Source organism: Streptococcus ilei (assembly GCF_000479335.1).
GTDB lineage: Bacteria > Bacillota > Bacilli > Lactobacillales > Streptococcaceae > Streptococcus > Streptococcus ilei.
The window spans coordinates 639,386-660,160 of sequence record NC_022584.1 but is presented as its reverse complement, the minus strand read 5'-3'; the positions used below and the strand labels follow the sequence as shown (position 1 = coordinate 660,160).

Annotated in this window: 22 protein-coding genes and 2 pseudogenes; 18 read left to right on the top strand and 6 right to left on the bottom strand. The window is 32.1% G+C overall.

Features of this window, described 5'->3' with window-relative positions:
• Nucleotides 1-9: 9 nt before the first annotated feature.
• Complete coding sequence (locus tag N596_RS03295; RefSeq protein ID WP_023026943.1) at nucleotides 10-294, top strand: DUF5962 family protein; 285 nt, start codon at nucleotides 10-12, stop codon at nucleotides 292-294.
• Nucleotides 295-307: 13 nt separating this feature from the next.
• Complete coding sequence (locus tag N596_RS03290) at nucleotides 308-604, top strand: DUF5966 family protein (RefSeq protein ID WP_000998893.1); 297 nt, start codon at nucleotides 308-310, stop codon at nucleotides 602-604.
• Between the two features lie 13 nt (nucleotides 605-617).
• Here the strand turns inward: N596_RS03290 and N596_RS09625 are convergent, their stop codons facing one another.
• The gene (locus N596_RS09625; RefSeq protein ID WP_001842085.1) at nucleotides 618-815 is read right to left on the bottom strand and encodes a hypothetical protein; all 198 of its coding nucleotides are present in this window, start codon (nucleotides 813-815) and stop codon (nucleotides 618-620) included.
• A 159-nt stretch (nucleotides 816-974) separates the two neighbouring features.
• Here N596_RS09625 and N596_RS03285 point away from each other — a divergent pair, with 159 nt between their 5' ends.
• The 7 genes from N596_RS03285 to N596_RS03255 all read left to right on the top strand — a co-directional run bounded on the left by N596_RS03285 (nucleotide 975) and on the right by N596_RS03255 (nucleotide 4,620).
• Nucleotides 975-1,616, top strand: coding sequence for a hypothetical protein (locus N596_RS03285; RefSeq protein ID WP_023026942.1), 642 nt, complete (start codon nucleotides 975-977; stop codon nucleotides 1,614-1,616).
• 9 nt (nucleotides 1,617-1,625) lie between these two features.
• Entirely contained in the window at nucleotides 1,626-2,711 is a 1,086-nt protein-coding gene (locus tag N596_RS03280) for a DUF3991 domain-containing protein (RefSeq protein WP_023026941.1), read from the top strand.
• Between the two features lie 50 nt (nucleotides 2,712-2,761).
• Nucleotides 2,762-2,995, top strand: coding sequence for a DUF5965 family protein (locus tag N596_RS03275; RefSeq protein WP_023026940.1), 234 nt, complete (start codon nucleotides 2,762-2,764; stop codon nucleotides 2,993-2,995).
• Entirely contained in the window at nucleotides 2,992-3,375 is a 384-nt protein-coding gene (locus N596_RS03270; RefSeq protein ID WP_023026939.1) for a DUF5945 family protein, read from the top strand. Before N596_RS03275 ends, N596_RS03270 begins: the two co-directional genes overlap by 4 nt.
• A 37-nt stretch (nucleotides 3,376-3,412) precedes the next feature.
• Nucleotides 3,413-3,688, top strand: a complete 276-nt coding sequence (locus N596_RS03265; RefSeq protein WP_023026938.1) for a hypothetical protein — start codon at nucleotides 3,413-3,415, stop codon at nucleotides 3,686-3,688.
• Nucleotides 3,689-3,769: 81 nt separating this feature from the next.
• The gene (locus N596_RS03260) at nucleotides 3,770-4,402 is read left to right on the top strand and encodes a DUF3990 domain-containing protein (RefSeq protein ID WP_000424175.1); all 633 of its coding nucleotides are present in this window, start codon (nucleotides 3,770-3,772) and stop codon (nucleotides 4,400-4,402) included.
• Nucleotides 4,393-4,620: a hypothetical protein gene (locus tag N596_RS03255; RefSeq protein ID WP_000301903.1), complete on the top strand. Its 228-nt coding sequence runs from the start codon at nucleotides 4,393-4,395 to the stop codon at nucleotides 4,618-4,620. The genes N596_RS03260 and N596_RS03255 overlap by 10 nt, the downstream gene beginning before the upstream one ends.
• Nucleotides 4,621-4,778: 158 nt before the next feature.
• Here the strand turns inward: N596_RS03255 and N596_RS09620 are convergent.
• A pseudogene (locus N596_RS09620) lies at nucleotides 4,779-4,940 on the bottom strand (transposase); the annotation flags it as partial.
• Between N596_RS09620 and N596_RS03245 the strand changes: the two are divergent.
• Nucleotides 4,941-5,360, top strand: a pseudogene (locus tag N596_RS03245) (zeta toxin family protein); the annotation flags it as partial.
• Nucleotides 5,361-5,738: 378 nt separating this feature from the next.
• Here the strand turns inward: N596_RS03245 and N596_RS03240 are convergent.
• The gene (locus tag N596_RS03240; RefSeq protein ID WP_023026935.1) at nucleotides 5,739-6,635 is read right to left on the bottom strand and encodes a tyrosine-type recombinase/integrase; all 897 of its coding nucleotides are present in this window, start codon (nucleotides 6,633-6,635) and stop codon (nucleotides 5,739-5,741) included.
• A 90-nt stretch (nucleotides 6,636-6,725) separates the two neighbouring features.
• Between N596_RS03240 and N596_RS03235 the strand changes: the two genes are divergently transcribed.
• On the top strand, nucleotides 6,726-7,967 hold the full coding sequence (locus N596_RS03235; protein ID WP_023026934.1) for an aminotransferase class I/II-fold pyridoxal phosphate-dependent enzyme: 1,242 nt from the start codon (nucleotides 6,726-6,728) through the stop codon (nucleotides 7,965-7,967).
• Here N596_RS03235 and N596_RS03230 read toward each other — a convergent pair.
• The gene (locus N596_RS03230; RefSeq protein WP_023026933.1) at nucleotides 7,951-10,230 is read right to left on the bottom strand and encodes a tetratricopeptide repeat protein; all 2,280 of its coding nucleotides are present in this window, start codon (nucleotides 10,228-10,230) and stop codon (nucleotides 7,951-7,953) included. The genes N596_RS03235 and N596_RS03230 overlap by 17 nt on opposite strands.
• A gap of 670 nt (nucleotides 10,231-10,900) precedes the next feature.
• Here N596_RS03230 and N596_RS03225 point away from each other — a divergent pair.
• A complete protein-coding gene (locus tag N596_RS03225; RefSeq protein WP_023026932.1) occupies nucleotides 10,901-12,970 on the top strand; it encodes an ATP-dependent nuclease in 2,070 nt (689 codons plus the stop codon).
• A complete protein-coding gene (locus N596_RS03220; protein ID WP_023026931.1) occupies nucleotides 12,957-14,771 on the top strand; it encodes a UvrD-helicase domain-containing protein in 1,815 nt (604 codons plus the stop codon). The genes N596_RS03225 and N596_RS03220 overlap by 14 nt, the downstream gene beginning before the upstream one ends.
• 85 nt (nucleotides 14,772-14,856) lie before the next feature.
• On the opposite strand, the gene N596_RS03215 is transcribed toward N596_RS03220, so the two are convergent.
• On the bottom strand, nucleotides 14,857-16,032 hold the full coding sequence (locus tag N596_RS03215; protein WP_023026930.1) for an ATP-binding protein: 1,176 nt from the start codon (nucleotides 16,030-16,032) through the stop codon (nucleotides 14,857-14,859).
• A gap of 364 nt (nucleotides 16,033-16,396) precedes the next feature.
• Between N596_RS03215 and N596_RS03210 the strand changes: the two genes are divergently transcribed.
• The 3 genes from N596_RS03210 to N596_RS03200 are packed head-to-tail and all read left to right on the top strand — an operon-like array spanning nucleotide 16,397 to nucleotide 18,988.
• Nucleotides 16,397-16,759 (top strand): SAG1252 family conjugative relaxosome accessory protein, encoded by a 363-nt coding sequence (locus N596_RS03210; protein WP_042361122.1) that lies wholly within the window; start codon nucleotides 16,397-16,399, stop codon nucleotides 16,757-16,759.
• A 2-nt stretch (nucleotides 16,760-16,761) separates the two neighbouring features.
• Nucleotides 16,762-17,127, top strand: a complete 366-nt coding sequence (gene mobC / locus N596_RS03205) for a plasmid mobilization relaxosome protein MobC (protein ID WP_023026929.1) — start codon at nucleotides 16,762-16,764, stop codon at nucleotides 17,125-17,127.
• Nucleotides 17,114-18,988, top strand: a complete 1,875-nt coding sequence (locus N596_RS03200; protein WP_023026928.1) for an SAG1250 family conjugative relaxase — start codon at nucleotides 17,114-17,116, stop codon at nucleotides 18,986-18,988. Before mobC ends, N596_RS03200 begins: the two co-directional genes overlap by 14 nt.
• Nucleotides 18,989-19,092: 104 nt before the next feature.
• On the opposite strand, the gene N596_RS03195 is transcribed toward N596_RS03200, so the two are convergent.
• Complete coding sequence (locus tag N596_RS03195; RefSeq protein WP_023026927.1) at nucleotides 19,093-19,956, bottom strand: helix-turn-helix domain-containing protein; 864 nt, start codon at nucleotides 19,954-19,956, stop codon at nucleotides 19,093-19,095.
• A 190-nt stretch (nucleotides 19,957-20,146) separates the two neighbouring features.
• Here N596_RS03195 and N596_RS10320 point away from each other — a divergent pair, with 190 nt between their 5' ends.
• Together N596_RS10320 and N596_RS03190 are read left to right on the top strand one after the other, a co-directional pair.
• The gene (locus N596_RS10320) at nucleotides 20,147-20,317 is read left to right on the top strand and encodes a PhrA family quorum-sensing system peptide (RefSeq protein WP_023026926.1); all 171 of its coding nucleotides are present in this window, start codon (nucleotides 20,147-20,149) and stop codon (nucleotides 20,315-20,317) included.
• A gap of 164 nt (nucleotides 20,318-20,481) precedes the next feature.
• A complete protein-coding gene (locus tag N596_RS03190; protein WP_023026925.1) occupies nucleotides 20,482-20,775 on the top strand; it encodes a hypothetical protein in 294 nt (97 codons plus the stop codon).

Here is a 20,775-nt window from a genome sequence, read left to right as displayed (position 1 = left end):
GTAATAATTATGATGGAAGATACCTATTATCAATTAGAAGAGGCCTTGGTACAGGGATTTCAAACACCTGAAGAATACCAAACCTACAAGGAGTTAAAGGAACATTATGAGGAAGTGACGGGGGATTACAGTTTTTCTAAACGAGAACTCACTAGTCAATTGGAAATCGCTCTTCAGAATCATCGAGGTGTGGACTTTGAAGAACATGAGAAAGAGGAATATTTGGACTTAGTTCAAAAATTAGAAGAGTTTGATTCCTCTCTTGCCACCCATTATCGTCAATTGATTGACTAGAAAGGAGAAAGTCATGAATGATTTACTCCTTATCCCAGTAATTTTTTTAGCAGTAGGAGGAATTCTCATTCTTTTATGGAGACTCTTTCTTATTGCCAGTGGACTTTTCCTTATTGGTTTTATCAGTTTTCTTATTTTCGTGGAGGTCTATGGAATTTATCTGTTCTTTACTGAACCGACTTTATACTTTGATGATATCAGACAACATGGTTTAACTAGTTTTACGGCTGTGTACCTTTTCATCAATCTGATGTTGGTTCTTGGATTCAGTTGGCGTTTCATAAACTCCAAAACTAAGGAAAGTATGTAAACTTGTTAGATGGTTAAAAAACTTTATCTGAATCTAAATTCGGATAAGGTTTTTTATTAGCCTTGATTCTTTCATATACTTCATAGCTAAATTGGAGCAGTAATTTATGAAAATCATTATCCTCACTGTTATTACTTGTATTTATGGCTTGTTTATGTCGTTCAATATGAGAAAGAGCTCTTCTCAAATTTTCTTCTTTTAAATTTTTCATAGTTACATTATAAGCTGAAGACAGATAGTTTTGATATTTTTCTCTGAACTGTACGATTTTGCTTCTTAAATGTAGGAATCACCTTTTATTATGGTGTGATAAAACTTACAAGTCCTTTTTGTTATTCTTGACCTAGTTTTTATAGAAAGAAGGTCTAAGATGTTAAATAAAGTCAAAACTAAAGCCTTAATTAGTGTTGGAGCAGTGGCTGCAACTAGCTTTATTCTCATGATGGGATATACTGCTGGTCAACACTCGACTGCTAAACAAAGTCGTAAAGAGATTGAATTGGCTGCAGCTAAACTTGTAGAGAATAAACAAGCAGAAGATAAAGCCAGCATTTTGTCATCGGATACTGTAAAAGAATTTTTGACGCAGTACTATACGAAAGAAAAGCTCGGAGAAAATAATACACGTATTCAACCTTATATGACTGAATCGGCTTATTCTCAAGAATTGTCAAGTCAAAATGATGCCATGAACCAAGTGTATAAGGATTATATTTTAGATTATCATTTTGAAAAAGCTGATATCTTTGTCAATCAGACTACGAATCAAGCCATTGCCATGGTCTCATATAAAGTAACCTATGTATCGGATTTAAAGAATGCCAACCAATCAAAGACCAATCAGACAGAAACCAGAACGGTTAAATTGTCCTATTCTAAACTACCTGGTAAGTTATTGGTCAATCAAGTACAGGTTTGGAAATCTGGATTAGATGATTTAGATAAGGCCACTCCCAAAACTTTAGAAGAATCATCATCAATACCATCACTGCCAAATACTACGACAAAATGATGATATTGCATGGAAATAGAAGAATGTAAGCAAATTTCAATTCTTGATGTTGCAAGTCGTTTAGGTATCTCCTTTAAACAAGTTTCGACCAGTGTCTATGAGCATTCTGAACACGATTCATTTCGGATTTTTTCAACTACCAATACTTTTAAATGGTTTTCAAGAGATATTCAAGGTGATGTCATTGATTTTGTTCGACTTGTTCAGGGAATTTCCTTTAAAGAAGCTCTAGCCTTTCTTTCTGAAGAACCTTTTCAAAAAGAAGCTGTTCAAGAAAAAAGAGAGAGACTATTTTATTATCCTTTAAAGAGAGTAGAAGATTCTAACTGCAGTCTGGCTAGATATTATTTAACAGAATGTAGAGGAATCTCAGAAGAAATCATACAAAAGATGATTCAACAAGGTTTGATAGCCCAAGCTAGTTGGAAAACAAATGAAACAGTTGAACCTGTTATCGTTTTTAAAAGCTATGATCATCGTCACAAGCTGCAGGCAGCAAGCTTACAAGGAATTTATAAGAATCACTCTCTTCCTAGAGAAAGGTTAAAAACGATTCTAAAAGGAAGCCATGGACATGTTGGAATATCCTTTGACATTGGTAAACCAAATAGACTGGTCTTTTGTGAATCGTTCATCGACTTGATGAGCTATTACGAACTTCATCAACAAACTCTAACTGATGTTCGTTTGGTATCTATGGAAGGATTAAAAAGGTCTGTTGTTGCTTATCAAACTTTACGACTAATAGCTGAAGAAAATCAGAAGTTGGAATTTTTAGATACAGTAACACCTTCAAAGTTATTGCATTTGATCAATACAATTCGTGATACCACCACCTATTTCGATAATCATCCTGATTTATTGACACTTGCGGTAGATTGTGATGATGCAGGAAAAGATTTTTCTGATAAGTTATCTCAATCAGGATTTCCTGTTTTACTGGATTTACCTAATAATGAATCTGGGAAAGAAAAAATAGACTGGAACGATATTCTTAGAGAAAAGAAATCAGATTTTCAATTTAAGCTTGAAACTGTAAAAGAGACATTTGGAAATCCACCAGTAAGACAATTATCTCAATGTTTAGAACTGTGATAACAAAATCAAGATGTTTTAGCTAATATTAGAATGAAGGAGGATCGTATATGACCATAATCGAGCGCTTAGAAGAAAAGGTCACTAGGCAAGAAAGCAAGGTAGCAAGAGAGACAGAAAAACTAGCTGCTTACAGAGAGCAACTGGAGACAGCGATGTTTGCGACGTTCAAAAGGCGTCAAATCATTAGTCACATGAGTTTTGAAGAAGCTCTTGACCATGCCTTTGGTAAAGAAAGACAATTCGATGATTCTGAATTTAGAAAGGATGAAATGAGTGAATGACAAAAGATTGGAATTTTAATCAACCATTAGAAAGTAAATCAGAAAATCAAGGGGATTCAGATAAAATTGCGGCCTTATTTGGAAATCATCAAGGAGGTAATGAAGTAAATTATGAAGCAGCTTTTCAAAAGCGAAAACAAGCGCCTGTGACGGAATCAAATTCTAGTTCTAAACCCCAAGTTACAGAGGTTAGAACAGGAAAAGAGACGGATATCACTACAAGTTATCAGCAACATCTTAAAAGACTTATTGCGGATAACAACAGTGATATTCAAAGCAGTCAAAAGAAAATTGAAGAGCTACATACGTTGATTGATACAAAGAATAAAGACAATAAGAAATTGCAGTCCATTTATGATGCGATTTCCGAATTACACTAAGCAGTCCTGATAGGCTGCTTTTTTTGAGAGGTTATAGATGTTTACAACATTTTTTAAGAAAAATCACGACAATAGTGATGTATTTAAAAAGCTGATTCATAGACTATCTGATATGTCTGTCCAAGATCTTGAAAAAATAGATCGACTGCTAGATATCATTTTCACTCCAGATCAAGAATCAGAACAACTAAAAACAGAAGCAACTTACAGAGAAGAAACATTGGACGACACATTAAAGGAAGCTAAGAATCAACTTCATATGGAACAATTGGAAAAGAATTTAGAGAGATTTAGGAAAGACGGAAGGAAGTGAATAGTTTTATACAATTTTCTTTTACTTGAATAAAGTCTTGTGTTATACTTTTAGTATAGACTAGAGAAGGAAGTAAATATTTTGGAGTTGACTACCAAGCAGGAAAAGCAACTAGGTCAGACGCAGTGGTTTCATGCTACATTATTGAGACATTTAGAATCCTTAAAAAGTGGTATAGATGTTAAATTTAATTTAGGAAGTGAGCTAGATTTTGGTCCTGGTTTCTATATCACGCCTGACTTTGAACAAGCTAGAAAATTTATTAACAAGCAAGTTGAAGTATTAAATCGAAGCAGCTCTAATAATAATATTTTTGACTCAGAAGAAGAAGTAGGAATTATAGTAGAATTTCGTATTTCAAATTTTATAGAAATTTTTAAGAACCCTGACTATCATTGTCACTATTTTGCAAAACATAAAAAGTCAGAGTCAGATTTAGATTTTGCTGAATTTGTCGTTCAAAATCGGGAAAATCCAGATGAATTACAACACCATTTTGATTTTATCTATGGTGTTCAGACTGATGACAATCCAACCCAAGCTTTAGCTCGTTTTCGTCAGAATGAAATTACAAAAGAAGAAATGCTTGCTGAGTTTAGAAAACCATATTCTTTTAAACAATTATCCATCCACAACCAATCTTTTTGTGATATAATGAAAATAGAGAAGGTTTATCAATCAAAAACAGGAGAGGAGTTACAAAAATGGCAGTAGTATCATTGGAAAATAATATTAAACTATATAGTTCAGAATTATTTCAAGCACTATTAAAAGCCTCTAATTATAAATTGGATAAGCGTATTGCTCAGACTGTTGCAGAAGGCTATGCTCGTAATCTAGATTATTCTGATCCTGAACTGATGCATGTTGGTGTAACTTCGGTTGCTAACAATCTGCTTACAAAAATTAAACAAGAGTATTTTAATGTATAGTATTTTAAAAAGCCACCGAAAAAGGAATTACTCTTTAAGGTGGCTTTTTTAGGAGTAAAGTTTAGGCTAGAAAAACAAGAAGTAACGCACCAAAAATGGTGCATTTCTTTTTTCTAAATGTTATGGCTCTTTGTCAACTGCAGTGGGTTGAAGAAAAGCTAAGATCTAGAAAGGACACATTTCGTCCTTTCTTTTTTGATGTTCAGAGCGATAAAAATCCGTTTTTTGAAGTTTTCAAAGTTTCGAAAACCAAAGGCATTTCGTTTGATGAGTTTAATGAGATTATTAGTCGCTTCCAATTTGGCGTTAGAATAGGGTAGTTAAAGGGCGTTGACGTTCCAAAGGAAACAGCACAACTCTTGAAAAGTATGGGATATGAAGTACAATTAGCTTTGATTGCGACAAAGCCTAAGCTGTCCTATCTGAGCACCCTTATCCGTTATGAAGAACTGTACGCTATCAATCCAGATCAAGCACGCGCAACTCCAAAAGAACATCATGATTTCATTGTAAATTATCTAGTTGATAATACAAGACAATTGGAAAAACTAGCTATCTTTGAAAGAATTCAAATTTACCAACGAGATAGAAGTTATGTATACGATTCAGAAGAAGATAAAACTTCAGTAGCAACCGTTCTTCATGATTTACTATTTGGCGAATGGAATCAAGTTGAGAAAGAGATGCTTAAATCAGGAGAAGAAAGATTGAAAGATTTAACTAATCGAAATGGTTGTTAGATCTTGAGTTTTAAAATATAGTCTACTTATAACTTTTGTTAGTTGTTTAAGGTGGGCGAAACTTTTTTAGAACCAAAAAACGCATAGTCTCAGGTGTTGAAAAACTTGAAATTATGCGTTTTCTTGTGGGAAGATTTACTCCATTTTCTTCAGGAATTGAGATTTTGCCCATCTCTTTTTATTATATTTAAGGATACTTGAAAGTTATATTTTAGAAAAACAATTATGGAGTTCTTAATACGGAATATAGTATAAATGCTGATTCAAAGTGGAGTTTTGCATGCTTTTTGCTTTTGTTGAGTATAAAATCTATTAACTAAAGTCGAACTACAAACATTAATTTAAGATGAAGTAAACTGTAACCTTCGGAAATGTCTCTTACTCGATTTCAGAATGAATCACTGACATAGGATTGAAAGAACTAAGTATTTCTTTTTGTTTTGAATGAGATACGTGAGTATAGATTTGTGTGATTGATATAGAACTGTGTCCAAGAATTTGTTGAATATATCGAATATCTACATCATTATCTAGAAGCATTGTTGCAAAGCTATGTCTAAACATATGTGGTGTAATAGTTTTAGATAAGCTATTTTGTTCAACGATTCTCTTTAAAATTAAACGTACACTTTGCTCTGACAATGGTTTAGGCGAATGTTTTCCTGGGAATAGGAAATCATTAGATTCCTTTCCGTTTTTATTTATATATGTTTCTAATAAATTGAAGGTTGTTTGATCTCCTAAAAATAGGATACGCTCTTTCTTACCTTTTCCTATAATATGGAGTGTCTTATTGGAAAGATTAATATCTTTGAGATGAATGTGACAAAGTTCAGAAATTCTGATACCTGTTGAAAGTAATAGGGAAATAATTAGTAGATTTCTTTCAGCTTTTTGTTTTTGATAGTCAGTTTTAGATATAACTACTCTCTGCTCTAAATATGAAAAAATATTTTTCAGAATATCATACGGAATCGTTTTAGGCAATATTTGTTCAGTTCTAAATTGAAAGCGTAATTGATTGAAGGGATTCTCTTCAATTATGTGCTGGTATTTTAGATAGTTATAAAACACCTTTATACAAGCAATTTTTCTTCTTAATGTATTCGTTTTTATGTTAGATTGTGTCAACTCTTCGATATAGGATTCGACATTATCATAGTTTGAATTATAAAATTGCATAAGATCATTCTTATAAGCTCGAATCGTGTGTGAACTCAAACGCTTATGAGTTTTGCAATAATCTAAGTAAGTAGAAATAAGCTTATAATCCATAAAAATCTCCTTTATCAATAATCATGCTATTATAAACCTATTTGAGTGCTTTGTATAGTGATAATAAATTGTTATCGGTAGGAGAAGTCAGTGTATAAAATTAATAAATTTGAAGGTGAAATCTATCAGAAGTTAAATAAAATTCTTGATTCATATAACCAAGAACAGAATAGCGTAATAAATCTTGCTGCATGTATTAGCTATCCATTCACCGAAGTATTAGAGATTCAAAGTTTCCCTCTCGCTACTCTGCCAACAGAGGGAGCTGTTGAAAAACGCTTTTTTCCTCATTGTACTTCATTGGATAATATTGAAATATATTCAGAAGAATTGTGTCTTCAACTTTTTGATTTAAATCCTGGTGATTATAGAGTTAATGTGCAACCACATTCAGGAACTCAGGCTAACCAAATAGTCTATAATTGTGTTTTAGAAAGTGACGATTATATTTTATCGTTATCTCCAAAAGACGGAGGACATATTTCACACACTTATACAGGCAAAGGTACTGTAAAATATTATCACTTAGATCATGATTTAAATATTGATTATATCGAATTAAAGGAATTATTAGATAAATATAAACCTAAATTGATTATTATTGGTGCTTCATCGTATGGAAATGAATTTAATTATCAACAAATTTATGAAATTATAAAAGAGGTTAGCACCAATACCCTTATTTTAGCGGATATTTGCCATAGTGTTTTATATATTATGGCAAAGCTACATAAGTCAATTTTTCCATATGTGGATTTCGTTACTTTTACAATGGATAAATGCTTACGTGGGCCTCAAGGAGGAGTACTAATGTATCGTTCTATATTTGAAGAAAAAATAACTAATTCAATTTTTCCTAGAACACAGGGAGGTCCTACACAAAATGCATTATTTGCGAAATGTATCTGTTTAATCAAATTATTATCAATAGATATTCAAGATTATGCACAACAGGTTATAAAAAATACTTTATTGTTTATAAAACAATTAAGTAAAGAAGGGGTTGATGTTGTTTATAAAAACTCAAAGACTCATATAATTTTAGTTAATCTACTGAATCTAAACTTGAGTGGTAAGGATGCAGAGAATCTACTTTTTCAACATAAAATATTAGTTAACCGAAATCAAATTCCAAATGATACACACGGACCAATGACGACTTCAGGAATAAGATTAGGAACAATCGGAATTACAAATTTATCCTATACTGATGATGATATTAAAAAATTAGCTAAACTAGTAGCTAATTTATTAAAATATAAACAATATGATTATTCCATATATTTAGATCTCATTCGCAAGTACTATGAACAAATTAATATCTCCAATTAGGAGAAAGACCTATACAGAAATTATATTTTTTGTAAGGAATCAACAGATAGTATTTAGTGAGTCCGTCTTGATAATCATCAATATAAGTTTTTTCACAAACAAAAGGAATATCATCAAATTGTTGTAAATTGTATACTATTTGAAATTTATACCAAGGATCGTCTATGAGTGGAATTTCTTCCTCAAAATTTCTTAGTGAATTTTGAAATTCTGTAAAAGAGATTCTTTCAGAAATCAATTCAATAATTAATTTGTTTAACTTGAGCATCCTAATATCTAAGGTCAAAGCTTTAGGACATTCTTGAAGTGATTTATTTATATACTTCAGAGATTGTTGATAATTTTTATTCATCAAAAAAATAATTGATTTATTACAATATGGTTCAAAAATTTCATTTGAATCATATTTTTTTAGTATTTTTGTGGCCTTATTTAGATTCTCTAAAGCTATATCATATTCTCCGTCCCAGATATTAACAACACCTAAATTATTACATACTGTTGCAACAGGTATTTGATATTCATTACGTTGAAAATAGTCCAATGCTAGTTTGAGATTTTCGGTAGCTTCTTTAGTTGGGAAATAATGAGCAGAATTTCGTAAAATAATATAATAGAAGTCGTCTTTTTCTACAGAATTCATGCTTTCATTAAGGAGTTTAATTGCCTCTCGATCTTTACCTAAATGACCATAAGCATTTAGCTTGTAGAGTAATGTTCCAGAGCAATTTTCTAACTTTTCCAGTGATTTTAGCGCCTCCTCAAATTCATATTTTTGAATTTGAAATCTAGGATAGTATAGCTGTAAATCTTTTGAATAATTATCTTTTTGAAGACTGTTTAAAATAGCTAAACCTCCATTAAAATCAGAAATCCACTGGTACGAGTTCAATATATAATGTAAGTATTTTTCGGGTAATAATTCTATTAAATGAAGTATCTTCTTACTCAAAGATACAATGTAAAAATATGAATTTTTCCTGTATTCGATTTCAAGTAACTGTTTGATATATTCTACATTTTGCCGCAACTCTTCAATATTACATATATTTATTAAGCAGTGAATTAAATAAGCTAACTCGCCACCAACTCCTATAGATAGGATAGTTTGCTCTAAATATATTTTTAGATTGTTGGTTACTAATTGAAGATCAGAAGCATTTGTGTGATTTAAAATACCATTTACAATTGATTCGTGTGAAATTTTGATTTTATCATTTGTATCTCCATTAATATAGACAAAACCTGCATCAATAAGGGATTTTAGAGAATCAGCTACTTCAGTATTTTCGTCTAATATAGATTTAATGTAGTTAAAAACTATATCTTTTCTCATACCAGCAGGAAAAATCGATGATATGATAAGTATATTTTTTTGAATATCTGGAAGTTTGTCATATATATCAGAAATATTAAATAATTCTGAATTTGGATTATCAATAAGTCTGTTAATAATTAATTCAATATCTTTATAATTACCTTGTGTTATCTGCCATATTTGATTCAATTTGACATTATCAAGTAAAGCAATTTTATTTCTTATTAGTAATTTACACTCATCCTCAGTAAGATACGATAAATTTAATACAGTAGGAGTATAATTGTCCAATGTATCTAGTTTATCAATCGATTTTATCTTATCATTTGTTCGGTTTATAATTGTTAAAGAGATTCCGCTTTGAAGTGTATTAAAGTCATCTTCAAATTTTATTTTTATATCTTCAGATAAAAATTGATAATTATCAATAATAATATTAAGACGGATTTTTTTTGAAACATGACTGAAATATCTTAAATATAAATCATTTTCAAATATTCCCTCCTTTATTTCAGTAATAACTTCTTCCCAAGGATAATCAATTACTTTTTTGTAAGTTGTATCGAATGCAATAAACGATCTGATTAACCTAAAACTATGTTTCAGAGTTAGATTTGTTAGTTTTTGTTTTCTTAAATAATTTGAAAACGAATATTTTTGAGGTATTGATAAGCATAGATTTCTTCTGAATTGTGTTGGGACATACGCTCCTTTTAGTAGATTTTCAAAAAATTTATTACTTTCAAACCCATCATTTATAACATCAATGTAGAGAATAAAGGCTTCTTTATCATGGCTGTAAACTTGTTGACAAACCTCTTTGATTAGCTCGGTTTTACCACTACCACTTAAACCATTAATAATATATAAACTATTTTTATCATTACTAGAAAATTTAAAATGCTGTTTTAATTCTTCTATTTCAGTATCGCGACCGTAATACATAAAACATCTCCTACCGATAACAATTTATTATCAGTAGTATATCATAAATTCATCTTTAGTAGCTTGATTTGTATAATGATTTTTTTAGTTAAAATTAAATGATATTGGCCAACTATAAAGTAAAACACTGTTTTGTAATTATATCGAATACCTTTGAGTCAATTAAAAACTTACAACAACTAGAGAGTTGTGTAATTTGAAGGAAATAAGTACAAGTTTATTAGAAAAGTAACATTTTATAGGATTATCACGAAAAATTCTAATTTTAGTATTATACTTTCTATTAATTTAGAACCTATTTTTTAATTTTTAAATGTTATAATAGCGTTATCAAGTAAAAGGGGCATACTATAATTGGTAACAATATAAAATTCTACGAAAGACACATGACCTGACAAAAACAGATTTGCTCGAATTGTATAAATTTTACGCAATAGCCCTTAGCTGTTATAAAAACGGAACAAGTACCATTTCAACAGAATTTATAGACACTATTTGCCAGGAATTCATAGAATATGTGTCTATGCTTTAAAAATAGATCAAGGTTAAGTATCTGTCACTCTTCAATGATGCCTTTTTGGGCAATATAGTAAGGTTGAGGAAGATATGTTGAAGGTGGAAAATAGCACTTAAAATTAAAACAATTGAATTTAGGAAACGAGGACAAGTAATGAAGTTAACAAAAATGGTTATTAATAATTTTAGATCTTTTGGGGAGTGTCAAGCAATTAACTTTAATAATCAAACTGTACTGATAGGGAATAATAGTTCAGGAAAGACAAGTGTATTACAGGCATTGAGTAAATTATTTTCAGATAAACAAAGTGATAGAATCATTCGAAAAAGTGATTTTCATTTACCAAAAGGGTTAAGACCTGGTGAAAACACAAGAAATCTTTTTATAGAAACTATTTTTGAGTTTGATGAACTTGATGGAACGGTCTATGGACCAGCCATTCCAACATTTTTCGAGCACTTTTCAGTTTCTCAAGATGGTGCAAAACCTTTTTTACGAATCAGATTAGAATCCTCCTGGGAAGATGATGGAACAGTTGAAGGAAGTATTGATACTCAAATTTATTATATTTCATCTGATGAAGATACTATTAGAGATGAAGACAAACATCGTGCTCCTAGAAAGGATTTGGATAAAATTAGGGTACTTTATGTACCTGCTTCAAGAACGCCTGAGAAGGAGTTGGGTAATGCTTCAGGTAGTATGTTAAGTAGGTTGGTAAATAGTATAAATTGGACCGAAGATGAGATAAATGAAATTACAGATAAAATTGATGAGTTGAATAACACCTTTTTATCTGAAAATGGAGCATTGACTCAGATCAACAATGAGATTCAGAAATCATGGGAATTATATCATGAAGATAACCGTTTTTCTCAAGCAGAGTTGATTATTAATTCTTCTGAGATGGCGGCAGCACTTAGACAGATTACCTTAAAATTTTCACCAACAACCACTGAAGAAGCATTTACAGTTTCAGATCTAGGAGATGGACTGAGATCTATTTTTTATTTTTCACTTGTTGATTCGATACTTGATATTGAGTTAGAAATTACCAAAGACCGTGAAGAAAATCCTGATAATCCAAGATTTAAGTTGATTCCACCAGTACTAACTATCCTAGCAATAGAAGAACCAGAAAATCATATTGCTCCACATCACATTGGAAAACTGATAAAAAGGTTTAAGCAATTAGGCAATAATGACAACTCTCAAGTAATTTTAACGTCACATTCTCCAGCTATTGTAAAAAGAATTGACCCAGAAGATTTGAAGTATTTAAGAATAGAAAATAATGACAGAGTTCTTCAAACCATTGTTTCTGATATACAGCTACCTCCAGCTATAGATGAATCTTATAAATATATTAAAGGAGCAATTCAAGCTTATCCTGAACTATATTTTGCGAAGTTAATAGTTCTAGGTGAAGGCGACAGTGAGGAACTGCTATTACCAAAGTTTTTTGATTTACTTGGGAAAGAGGTAGATAGTTCTCAGATTTCAATTGTCCCTTTAGGGGGCAGACATGTCAACTATTTTTGGAAATTATTAAATGCTCTCAGAATTCCTCATATTACCTTGTTGGATTTTGATAATGAGAGATACGGTGGCGGTTGGGGAAGAATAAAATATATTTCTGAATATTTGTATGAGTTGAACACAGAGTTCCGAGAATGGTTCCGTACTCAGGGACTTGATTTCAGTGAGATTGGAGAACGAGAGTTTGAATCAATAGATGCACCACGCCTGAATAATTGGTTTAATAAACTCGAAGAATTTAATGTCTACTTTTCATCTCCTTTAGATATTGATTTCTTGATGCTACAACATTATAAAGACAATTATCTGAATACTTTATCCTCAATAGAAGGACCAGTTGTTTCATATAATGATTCGGATGGAAGTAGTAAAAAAGTGAAATTGAGTGATTTAGACTGTCTTGATAGATTGCAGTTAGAAGGTTTCAACAAACGTAAAGAGGAAGCAATAAGAGCTACTTTAAAAGATAAGAGTGGGTCAGGTGATAGTTTTACTGAAGAGGAAAAGAAACTCATGATTTGGTATCAATATTTCTTTTTAGGTAGAGGAAAACCAACAACTCACATGCAATTTTTATCATCTATTAGTGATAATGAATTAAAAAGATTTCTACCTCCTGTGTTTGAAAAAATGGTTAAACGTGCTGAAGAATTACTTGGAGTTATTGAACATGATGAAGAATGAAGAGTGGCATCCTAAAGTAGATATTAATTTAGAGAAGGCTGCTTTAGGAGCTGCCAAGGATGTGACCAACTGTCTAGTCATTGCTGGACCAGGTGCTGGAAAAACTGAATTATTAGCTCAAAAGTTAGACTATCTTTTCTCTACAAATAAATGTATTTCTCCGAAAAAAATTTTAGCATTAAGTTTTAAGACAGATGCTGCATCAAATTTGAAAGAAAGAGTGAAAAAACGTTATGGGGCTGAATATGCTTCTCGATTTACCTCTCTAACTTATTCAGCATTTGAAAAGAGGATTTTAGACCAATTTAGAAATGTTCTTCCTGGAGAGATAAGACCGTCGAAAGATTATTTGATTGAAGAAATGGAAGTCATAAAAGAGGTTCTTTATAGAAATGGATTAAATACTACTGGAATGAGGATGAATAGCATTAAGGAAATTGCAGAAAGTATTGCTTTGAGTGATAATGATCCAATTATAAAAAATGATCTGTTAAAAGGTACTCAGAGTAATAAGCCAGTCCTTTTTTACAGACAAATAACAAAGTTGGCTACTCAAATAATAGCTAATAACGAATACGTCTGTAAAGCACTTCGAATGACATATGAATTTGTATTTTTAGATGAATTTCAGGATACTACGTATGACCAGTATAATTTATTAAAAATATGTTTTTTAGATTCGACTTGTAAATTGACTGCAGTAGGTGATAATAATCAAGCCATTATGAGATGGGCAGGTGCAAAGCCTGATATTTTTCCAGACTATATTCGAGACTTTAATTCAAATAAATATCAATTATTGATGAATCACCGCTCTGTACCTAAACTTGTAGAATTTCAAAAAGAGGTTCATCAGATATTAAATAGTAATCATAGATCTATTCAGACAAATAATTATCCAGAATTTCAAGAGGGTGAAATAACATTATTTGAATTTGAAAATGAAAGTTTAGAAGCTGAGTTAATTGCAAATGATATAGAATCAAAAATTCAAGGAGGTATACGACCATCAGAAATTTGTATCCTAGCAAAACAGAAGGTTGATGATTATAGTTCAAAATTGATAACTACATTAAACAGTAAAGGGATTAAAGCAAGAATTGAAAATGAATATCAGGAGCTTTTAAAAGACCCTACTTGTAACCTATTATTAGATTTAATATCATGTAGTCAAGGAAAACGAGATCCTTTAATTTGGGAAAATATTAGTAATTTTTATGGAAATATCAATGGAATAGATGAATTTACTGATGATTTAATTTTAGCAAAATCCTATAAGGAGATTGACAATATAGTTAGGGATATTACTTACCTAATTTCAAATTTTATTCCCAATGAAGAAAGTATGCTAAAATTAATTGATTGTATTATTGAAAAAATAGATGAAAAAAGAATTATTTCCAATTTTTCAACATACAATGGAAAAAGTGACCTAGATATCATTGTCAAGAACTTTTCAAAGTTATTATACATAGAATATTCTCAAACACAAGGTGAATGGCTAGATACAGTCTCTAGTTTCAAGGGTGAAAACTCAATTCCAATTATGACTATCCATAAGAGTAAAGGATTAGAATATGAGGTAGTCTATTTTCTAGGCTTGGAGGATTCTGCATTCTGGAGTTTTAATGATCAACCGGAAGAAGATAAAAGTGCGTTCTTTGTCGCACTTTCAAGAGCAAAAAGTCACTTAATATTCACATACTGTAAATTGAGAAATAATAGTCCGCAAAATAATAGAAATATTAATGAGATATATTCATTGTTGACTCAATCCAATTTAGTTGATGTTATTAATTAATAATGATTAAGGCATAGAAATTAGTTTTTTAGATAAACTAATTTCTATGCCTTGTTTTATCTTTTTTACTAGTTAAAAAGATTGATTATAGTGGGTTATCAAGATATGTTTTTTGAAAACTATTCAATAATCTAACTAAGTTTAATTCAGTTAGATTTACTTGATTTTCTTGTATGCTATAATCAGGATTTTTATGTCTAGCTTTTTTATAGTAAAAATCGAAATCTTTTTCTGTAACTTCAAGTTGATTCACTATGTCTTTTGATGAGAATTTACTATTTATCAAGTTGTGAGTCTTTTTCAATTCTAATTTTGTGTCATAAATTACTATACTATTTTTAAATCTAGTTAAAGGATATTTTTCGAGACCAGGTATTGAAGAAAATACTTTTAGCAATTGGTACTTTAAAGTATTTTTGTATAAACAGTGATAATAAATAGTCTCCTGATAATCTATTTTGAAACTTTCTACTTCAGGGGAAGGGACTAGACAATTACCTTGATCTAAATACATAGCCATACATTCGTCAATTGTAAGATGACGATATCGAAGTTGTACTAATTGCCAATCAATATTAGTCTGGTATTGATTTAAACTATAGGGCATAGTTTTGAAACGATTTGCATCATCGTCGGCAAGTTTAATATAAAAATCGGGATTAGGATTATAAATAAAAAATCTTCCGTCTTCATTTTCAATGAAGAACCAATTTTTATAGTCTTTTAAAACATGAAAATACTGCTCTTTGATATTTAAGTCGGTATGATTAAACTTTTGAAACAACTTATTTATTAACTCAAAAGGAGCAGAGGAGTCTTTAGGAGTATTTATAGAGCCATTTCTAGCATATATTAATCCTTTTGGTAATGCAGTATCTTTCTTAGGCTTATAATCTTTTGTTAAAAATACAGGAACTTTATCTGTATCATGAATAATTAAGATGTCAATTTCTTTGTTGTCTATAGTTTCAGTTTGTATGCTAATTTTAATTTGATTATTTGTTGATATAAAGAGTTTATGTAGTAAATCTGTTAGATCTTCTTCATTTCTTCTATTATCATCATTGTTTACACCGATTATATCTAAAGTGATATTATCAATTCCAAAGATGATATAACAATCTTCGTGATGTGATGTATTGACAAAATTTAAGATATCACGCACCAATTCAGTTTTTGAATGATGCCATTTTTGTTTAAAATCATGAAACACATCTTCGGGAGTATTCAATAGTAAATGTATTTGATCTAGACTCAGCATTTTTATTTCTCCAAAAATTAGTTTACAGAAATTTTATCATAGAATCAGAGAAAGTCAATCACAACTATATTAGCTGTTATACCTTTTTCAAATCTTCCCTGTTATCCTAATATCATTCCTAAGAAAATCAAGTCTTGATTTTTGACTGGGGGTTTGGGGGCATAGCCACCATAGTTTCTTATCGTTGGCTGACAAAACTTAGAAGGTTTTGATCGGCTGGCGATATGATTTTTGGGATATTGTGGACACAATATCTGAGCTCGCAAAAGCCGAAAAAGAAACTTTTGAGGCTTTTAGGAAGTGTACTGACAGTGTGAGGCTGCCTTACATTGTCAGGCAAGTAATTTTTTGAAAGGATAAAACCATGAGACAAGATATTAAGTTAATCAGAAAACAATTCAGGATAACAAGACAGGAGGATAATAAGATAAAAGAAATGATGAGAGAACAGCAATTGGAGAGTTTCTCCGAATTCCTTCGCCAAAATTTATTGAAAAAAGAGTCTCATGAAGACGTTTTGATTCGCTGGTTTACTCTCTGGCAATCTCAAAAGATTGAACAAATTAGCCGAGATATTTTACAGGTGACTACCTTGGCTGAACAAAGCAACCAAGTCACGGCAGAGCACCTACGGATTATCTTGACCTGCGTACAGGAGCTAATAGCAGAGGTTAACCAGGCTATCCCACTTAGTCAAGACTTTCGGGACAAGTACATGGGAGGTTAGGGATGGAAAATCGTTACCGAACTAATCTGAAAAAAGTTTTTCTGACAGACCAGGAACTTGCGACCTTGTACGACCGTATCGGACAGAGTCGCTGTAAAAATTTCTCTGCTTATGCTAGAAAAGTTTTGCTTAACCCTAACATGACCTTCCTAACCATTGACACCAGCAACTATGAAGATCTGGTCTTTGAACTGAAACGTATCGGAAACAACCTTAATCAAATTGCACGGACGGTCAATCAGACTCACATCTTAAAACCATGTGACCGTGAGTTGTTGGTACAGGGCATTGGTCAATTGATTAAAGAAGTTGAAAGTGACTTTAATATTAAATGCCAGCAACTGAAGGAGTTTTATGGTAGTCACTAAGCACTTTGCGGTTCACAGCACCAAGTACCGCAAGAGCCTCATCAAGTATATTCTCAATCCTGAAAAGACGGAGCAGTTGAAGTTAGTTTCTGATTTTGGCATGAGGAACTATTTGGTTTTTCCTAGTTATGGGGAGATGGTGGATATGTATGAGGCCAACTTAATTAACAATGACAGGCTCTACGATTCCAGAAACGACCGCCAACAGATCAAACAAACTAAAATTCATGCCCATCACTTGATTCAGTCTTTCTCGCCTGATGATAAGCTGACACCAGAGGAAATCAACCGCATTGGCTACGAGACCATCAAGGAACTGACAGGTGGAAACTTTCGTTTTATCGTGACAACCCACACAGATAGAAACCATGTGCATAATCATATCCTGATAAACTCTGTCGACCTCAATTCTGACAAGAAGCTCAAATGGGATTACGCTCAAGAGAGAAACCTTCGCATGATTTCTGACCGCTTGGCCAAGGAAGCAGGGGCAACGATTATCCAGCCTAACCGTTATTCGCACGAGAAGTTTGAGGCTTACCGCAAGACCAATCATAAGTTTGAACTCAAGCAACGGCTTTATTTTCTCATGAAACACAGCAAAAACTTTGAGGACTTTTTGGCCAAGGCTCCTGCTCTAAATGTGGAGATGGATTTTTCCCACAAGCACGCCAGATTCCTCATGACTGACCGAGAGATGAAACAGGTCATTCGCGGTAAGCAGCTGGATAAGAGACAGCCCTACACCGAGGACTATTTCCGAGAGCAGTTTGCGACACGAGCCATTGAGCAGCGATTGGATTTTCTTTTGCCTAGAGCCCGTGACCTCTCTCATCTTTTGGAAATAGCAGAGCAGTTAAACCTGACAATCTCCCTGAAGAAAAAGCATGTGACCTTTACCTTGACTGAGAACGGTCGAACCATTTCTATAGAGAATAAAAAGGTCAGTACGAAGAATTTGTACGATGTCCAGTTCTTTGAGGATTATTTTGACCAAAGAGAAAGCCTAACAGAGTCTGACTTGATTAACTTTGTCTATGATTTGAAGACCTATCAAGAAGATCAGGACAAGGATAAACTCTCAAGTGAGGAACTCCTAACAGCTTACAAGGAGTTCAAAGAGAAACATGACCAGGTTCAGGAGTTTGAAGTTGTCCTAGCCGAGCATCAGATTGATAAGGTGGTCAAGGAAGGTCTTTTCATCAAGATGAATTACGGCGTCAAAAAAGACGGCTTGGTCTTTATCCCAAACCGAAACTTGGATATTCATGAGAACGAACAAGACAAGTCCTACCATGTCTTTATACGAGAGACCGCCCAGTTTTTCATTTATAACAAAGAAAGTTCAGACCTCAATCGTTACATGAGAGGGCGTGAACTAATCCGTCAACTTACTCACGACAGCACGCATATCCCTAAACGTAGGCGGCCAACCATTGCCAACCTCAAAGAGAAAATCGAAGAGGTGAATCTTCTTATCGAATTAGACCTTAACAATCAATCTTACCAGGAAATCAAAGATGAGTTAATCAAGGAAATCGCCCAGCTGGATTTGACCATTACAGATTTGCAGGATAAGGTTGCTCATCTAAACAAGATAGCAGAGGTCTTAATCAATCTCAACAACTCAGACCCAGAAAATAGAAGACTGGCAAAATATGACTATGCCAAGATGAACCTGACTTCAACTATCAAACTGGAGCAGGTGGAGAAAGAAATCGAAGAAAATCAAAGATTTATGACTAAATGGATAGATGATTACGAATATAAGGTTAGGAGATTAGAGAATTTTATCAATATACTTGATAATACAAGAAATCAAAATGTTACCAAATTAGAACGGGAAACAAAATCAGTATAGTTATTGGAGATACCATGGAAAAATTATAAGGCTAATAGTATTAATATCACTATCAGCCTTACAGGTTATTTAACGTTTCAGAAAAACTATAATGTCAAGATTAACTATACAGTATCTAATTCCTTCAAATAATTTTCTATCTTCATCAACATTAAAGGATTGTTATAAATCTTACATAACTCTCTTGCTTCTATATAATAATTTTTGACTTGTTCTTTGTCTAGAAATTTGGCTCCAGCATTTCCTACAAGAATAAGTAGGGGAGCCAGTTGGTAGCTTGTCTGTCTTTGTTTACAGAGTTCAATCGTCTCAAGAGCTTCTTGGATGGCTTCGTTATATTTTTCCTTTGACACTAGGTAGTGAGCGTAGTTGTAACGAACTCTGATGTAGCCAAATAAAAACTCTTGATGCTCAAAATTTTTTGTCTGATATAACTCCATTAAATGAGAGTAGTTTGCCTCATATTCTTGTTCACGACCCACTAAGGAATAGAAATTAGATAGAGTATTCAATGCCTTTAAATAAATCAGAGTATTTGAGGAGACTTTTAATAATATATTTTCCAATGAAGAAATAGCCTCACACTTACTGTCATATTGATAGAAGTCAATAATAGCTTTAATCCATTCAAGGTAAGTTCGGTCTTCTAGTGTTAGAAAAGTACTTCGTTCAATCTCTATTCTATAAATATATTCCAAATCTTCATAATTTCTGTCATCTAATAGTCGAGCAGATAATTGCTTGAAATTAGAGAGGTTAGATTTAATTTCAATTTGTTCATTAAAAAAATAATCTAATGGTACTTCAAGTCGTTGGGAGAGTTTGAACAAAAGGTCTGCGGAGGGAATGAAATGCCCTCTCTCAATTTTACTAATCTGGCTTTGTTCACAAATTCCTTCTGCAAGAGTTTGTTGGGAGAGTCTCAACTCTTTTCTTTTCAATCTGAATTTCTCTGCGAGTGTATTCATTAAAGATAATAAACCTTCCTATTTGCTTAATTTCATTATAAAATTTTTAGTTCAAAATAGCAAGTTAAAGGAATAAATAATTCTTTATTGTAATAAAAAAAAAAAAAGTTCAAAATGTAATAAAAACAATTGACTAAGTAATATATATATGTTAGAATAAAAACAAGGAAACAGAAAGGGGTTTCATTGCATGAGAAAAAAACGTGGAATTAAAAAATTAGTTACATTTGCATTACTAGGTGTTTTTATGTTTAGTAATACAATTCCTTACCAACAGTTTATTCAGAAGAATAAACAATTTGAGATTCGACTGCAATCACAAAAGAATTCCAATGGTCTTGATGTTGGGAAGGCTGATTAGTTGATTAAATGATGAAAATACTATTAACTATATAGTATTTCTCTTTCATCTAATTTTTAATTAGAAAGAAGGGATTCCAATGTACTAGGGTGTGATTTGTTGATACTTCTAAATGCAGTCATTGTTATTGTTAGATTTTAAGTGAAAGAAATGAGGGCTTTACGATGAAGAAAAGCATAAAAAAAATAATTACAACATCTTTACTTGCACTGACTTTAGCTGGGGCAGGTGGTTCGATTGTTTCAGCTGCAACAGTTTGGTATAAAGGTACTGCAGTTTATTGGAATTATGGTCGTGTTGCTGGTCTTTGGAGCTATTCAAATGTTCAGTCTGGTGTTTACGAACACGCATCATCTGCTAACGGGGGATTCTCAGGCTGGAAATCCCCTGGAGTAGAAGCACATGCTTCTAAATACATCGGAACTGGTACAGCTGAATGTTACTGGAATTGTAGGTAA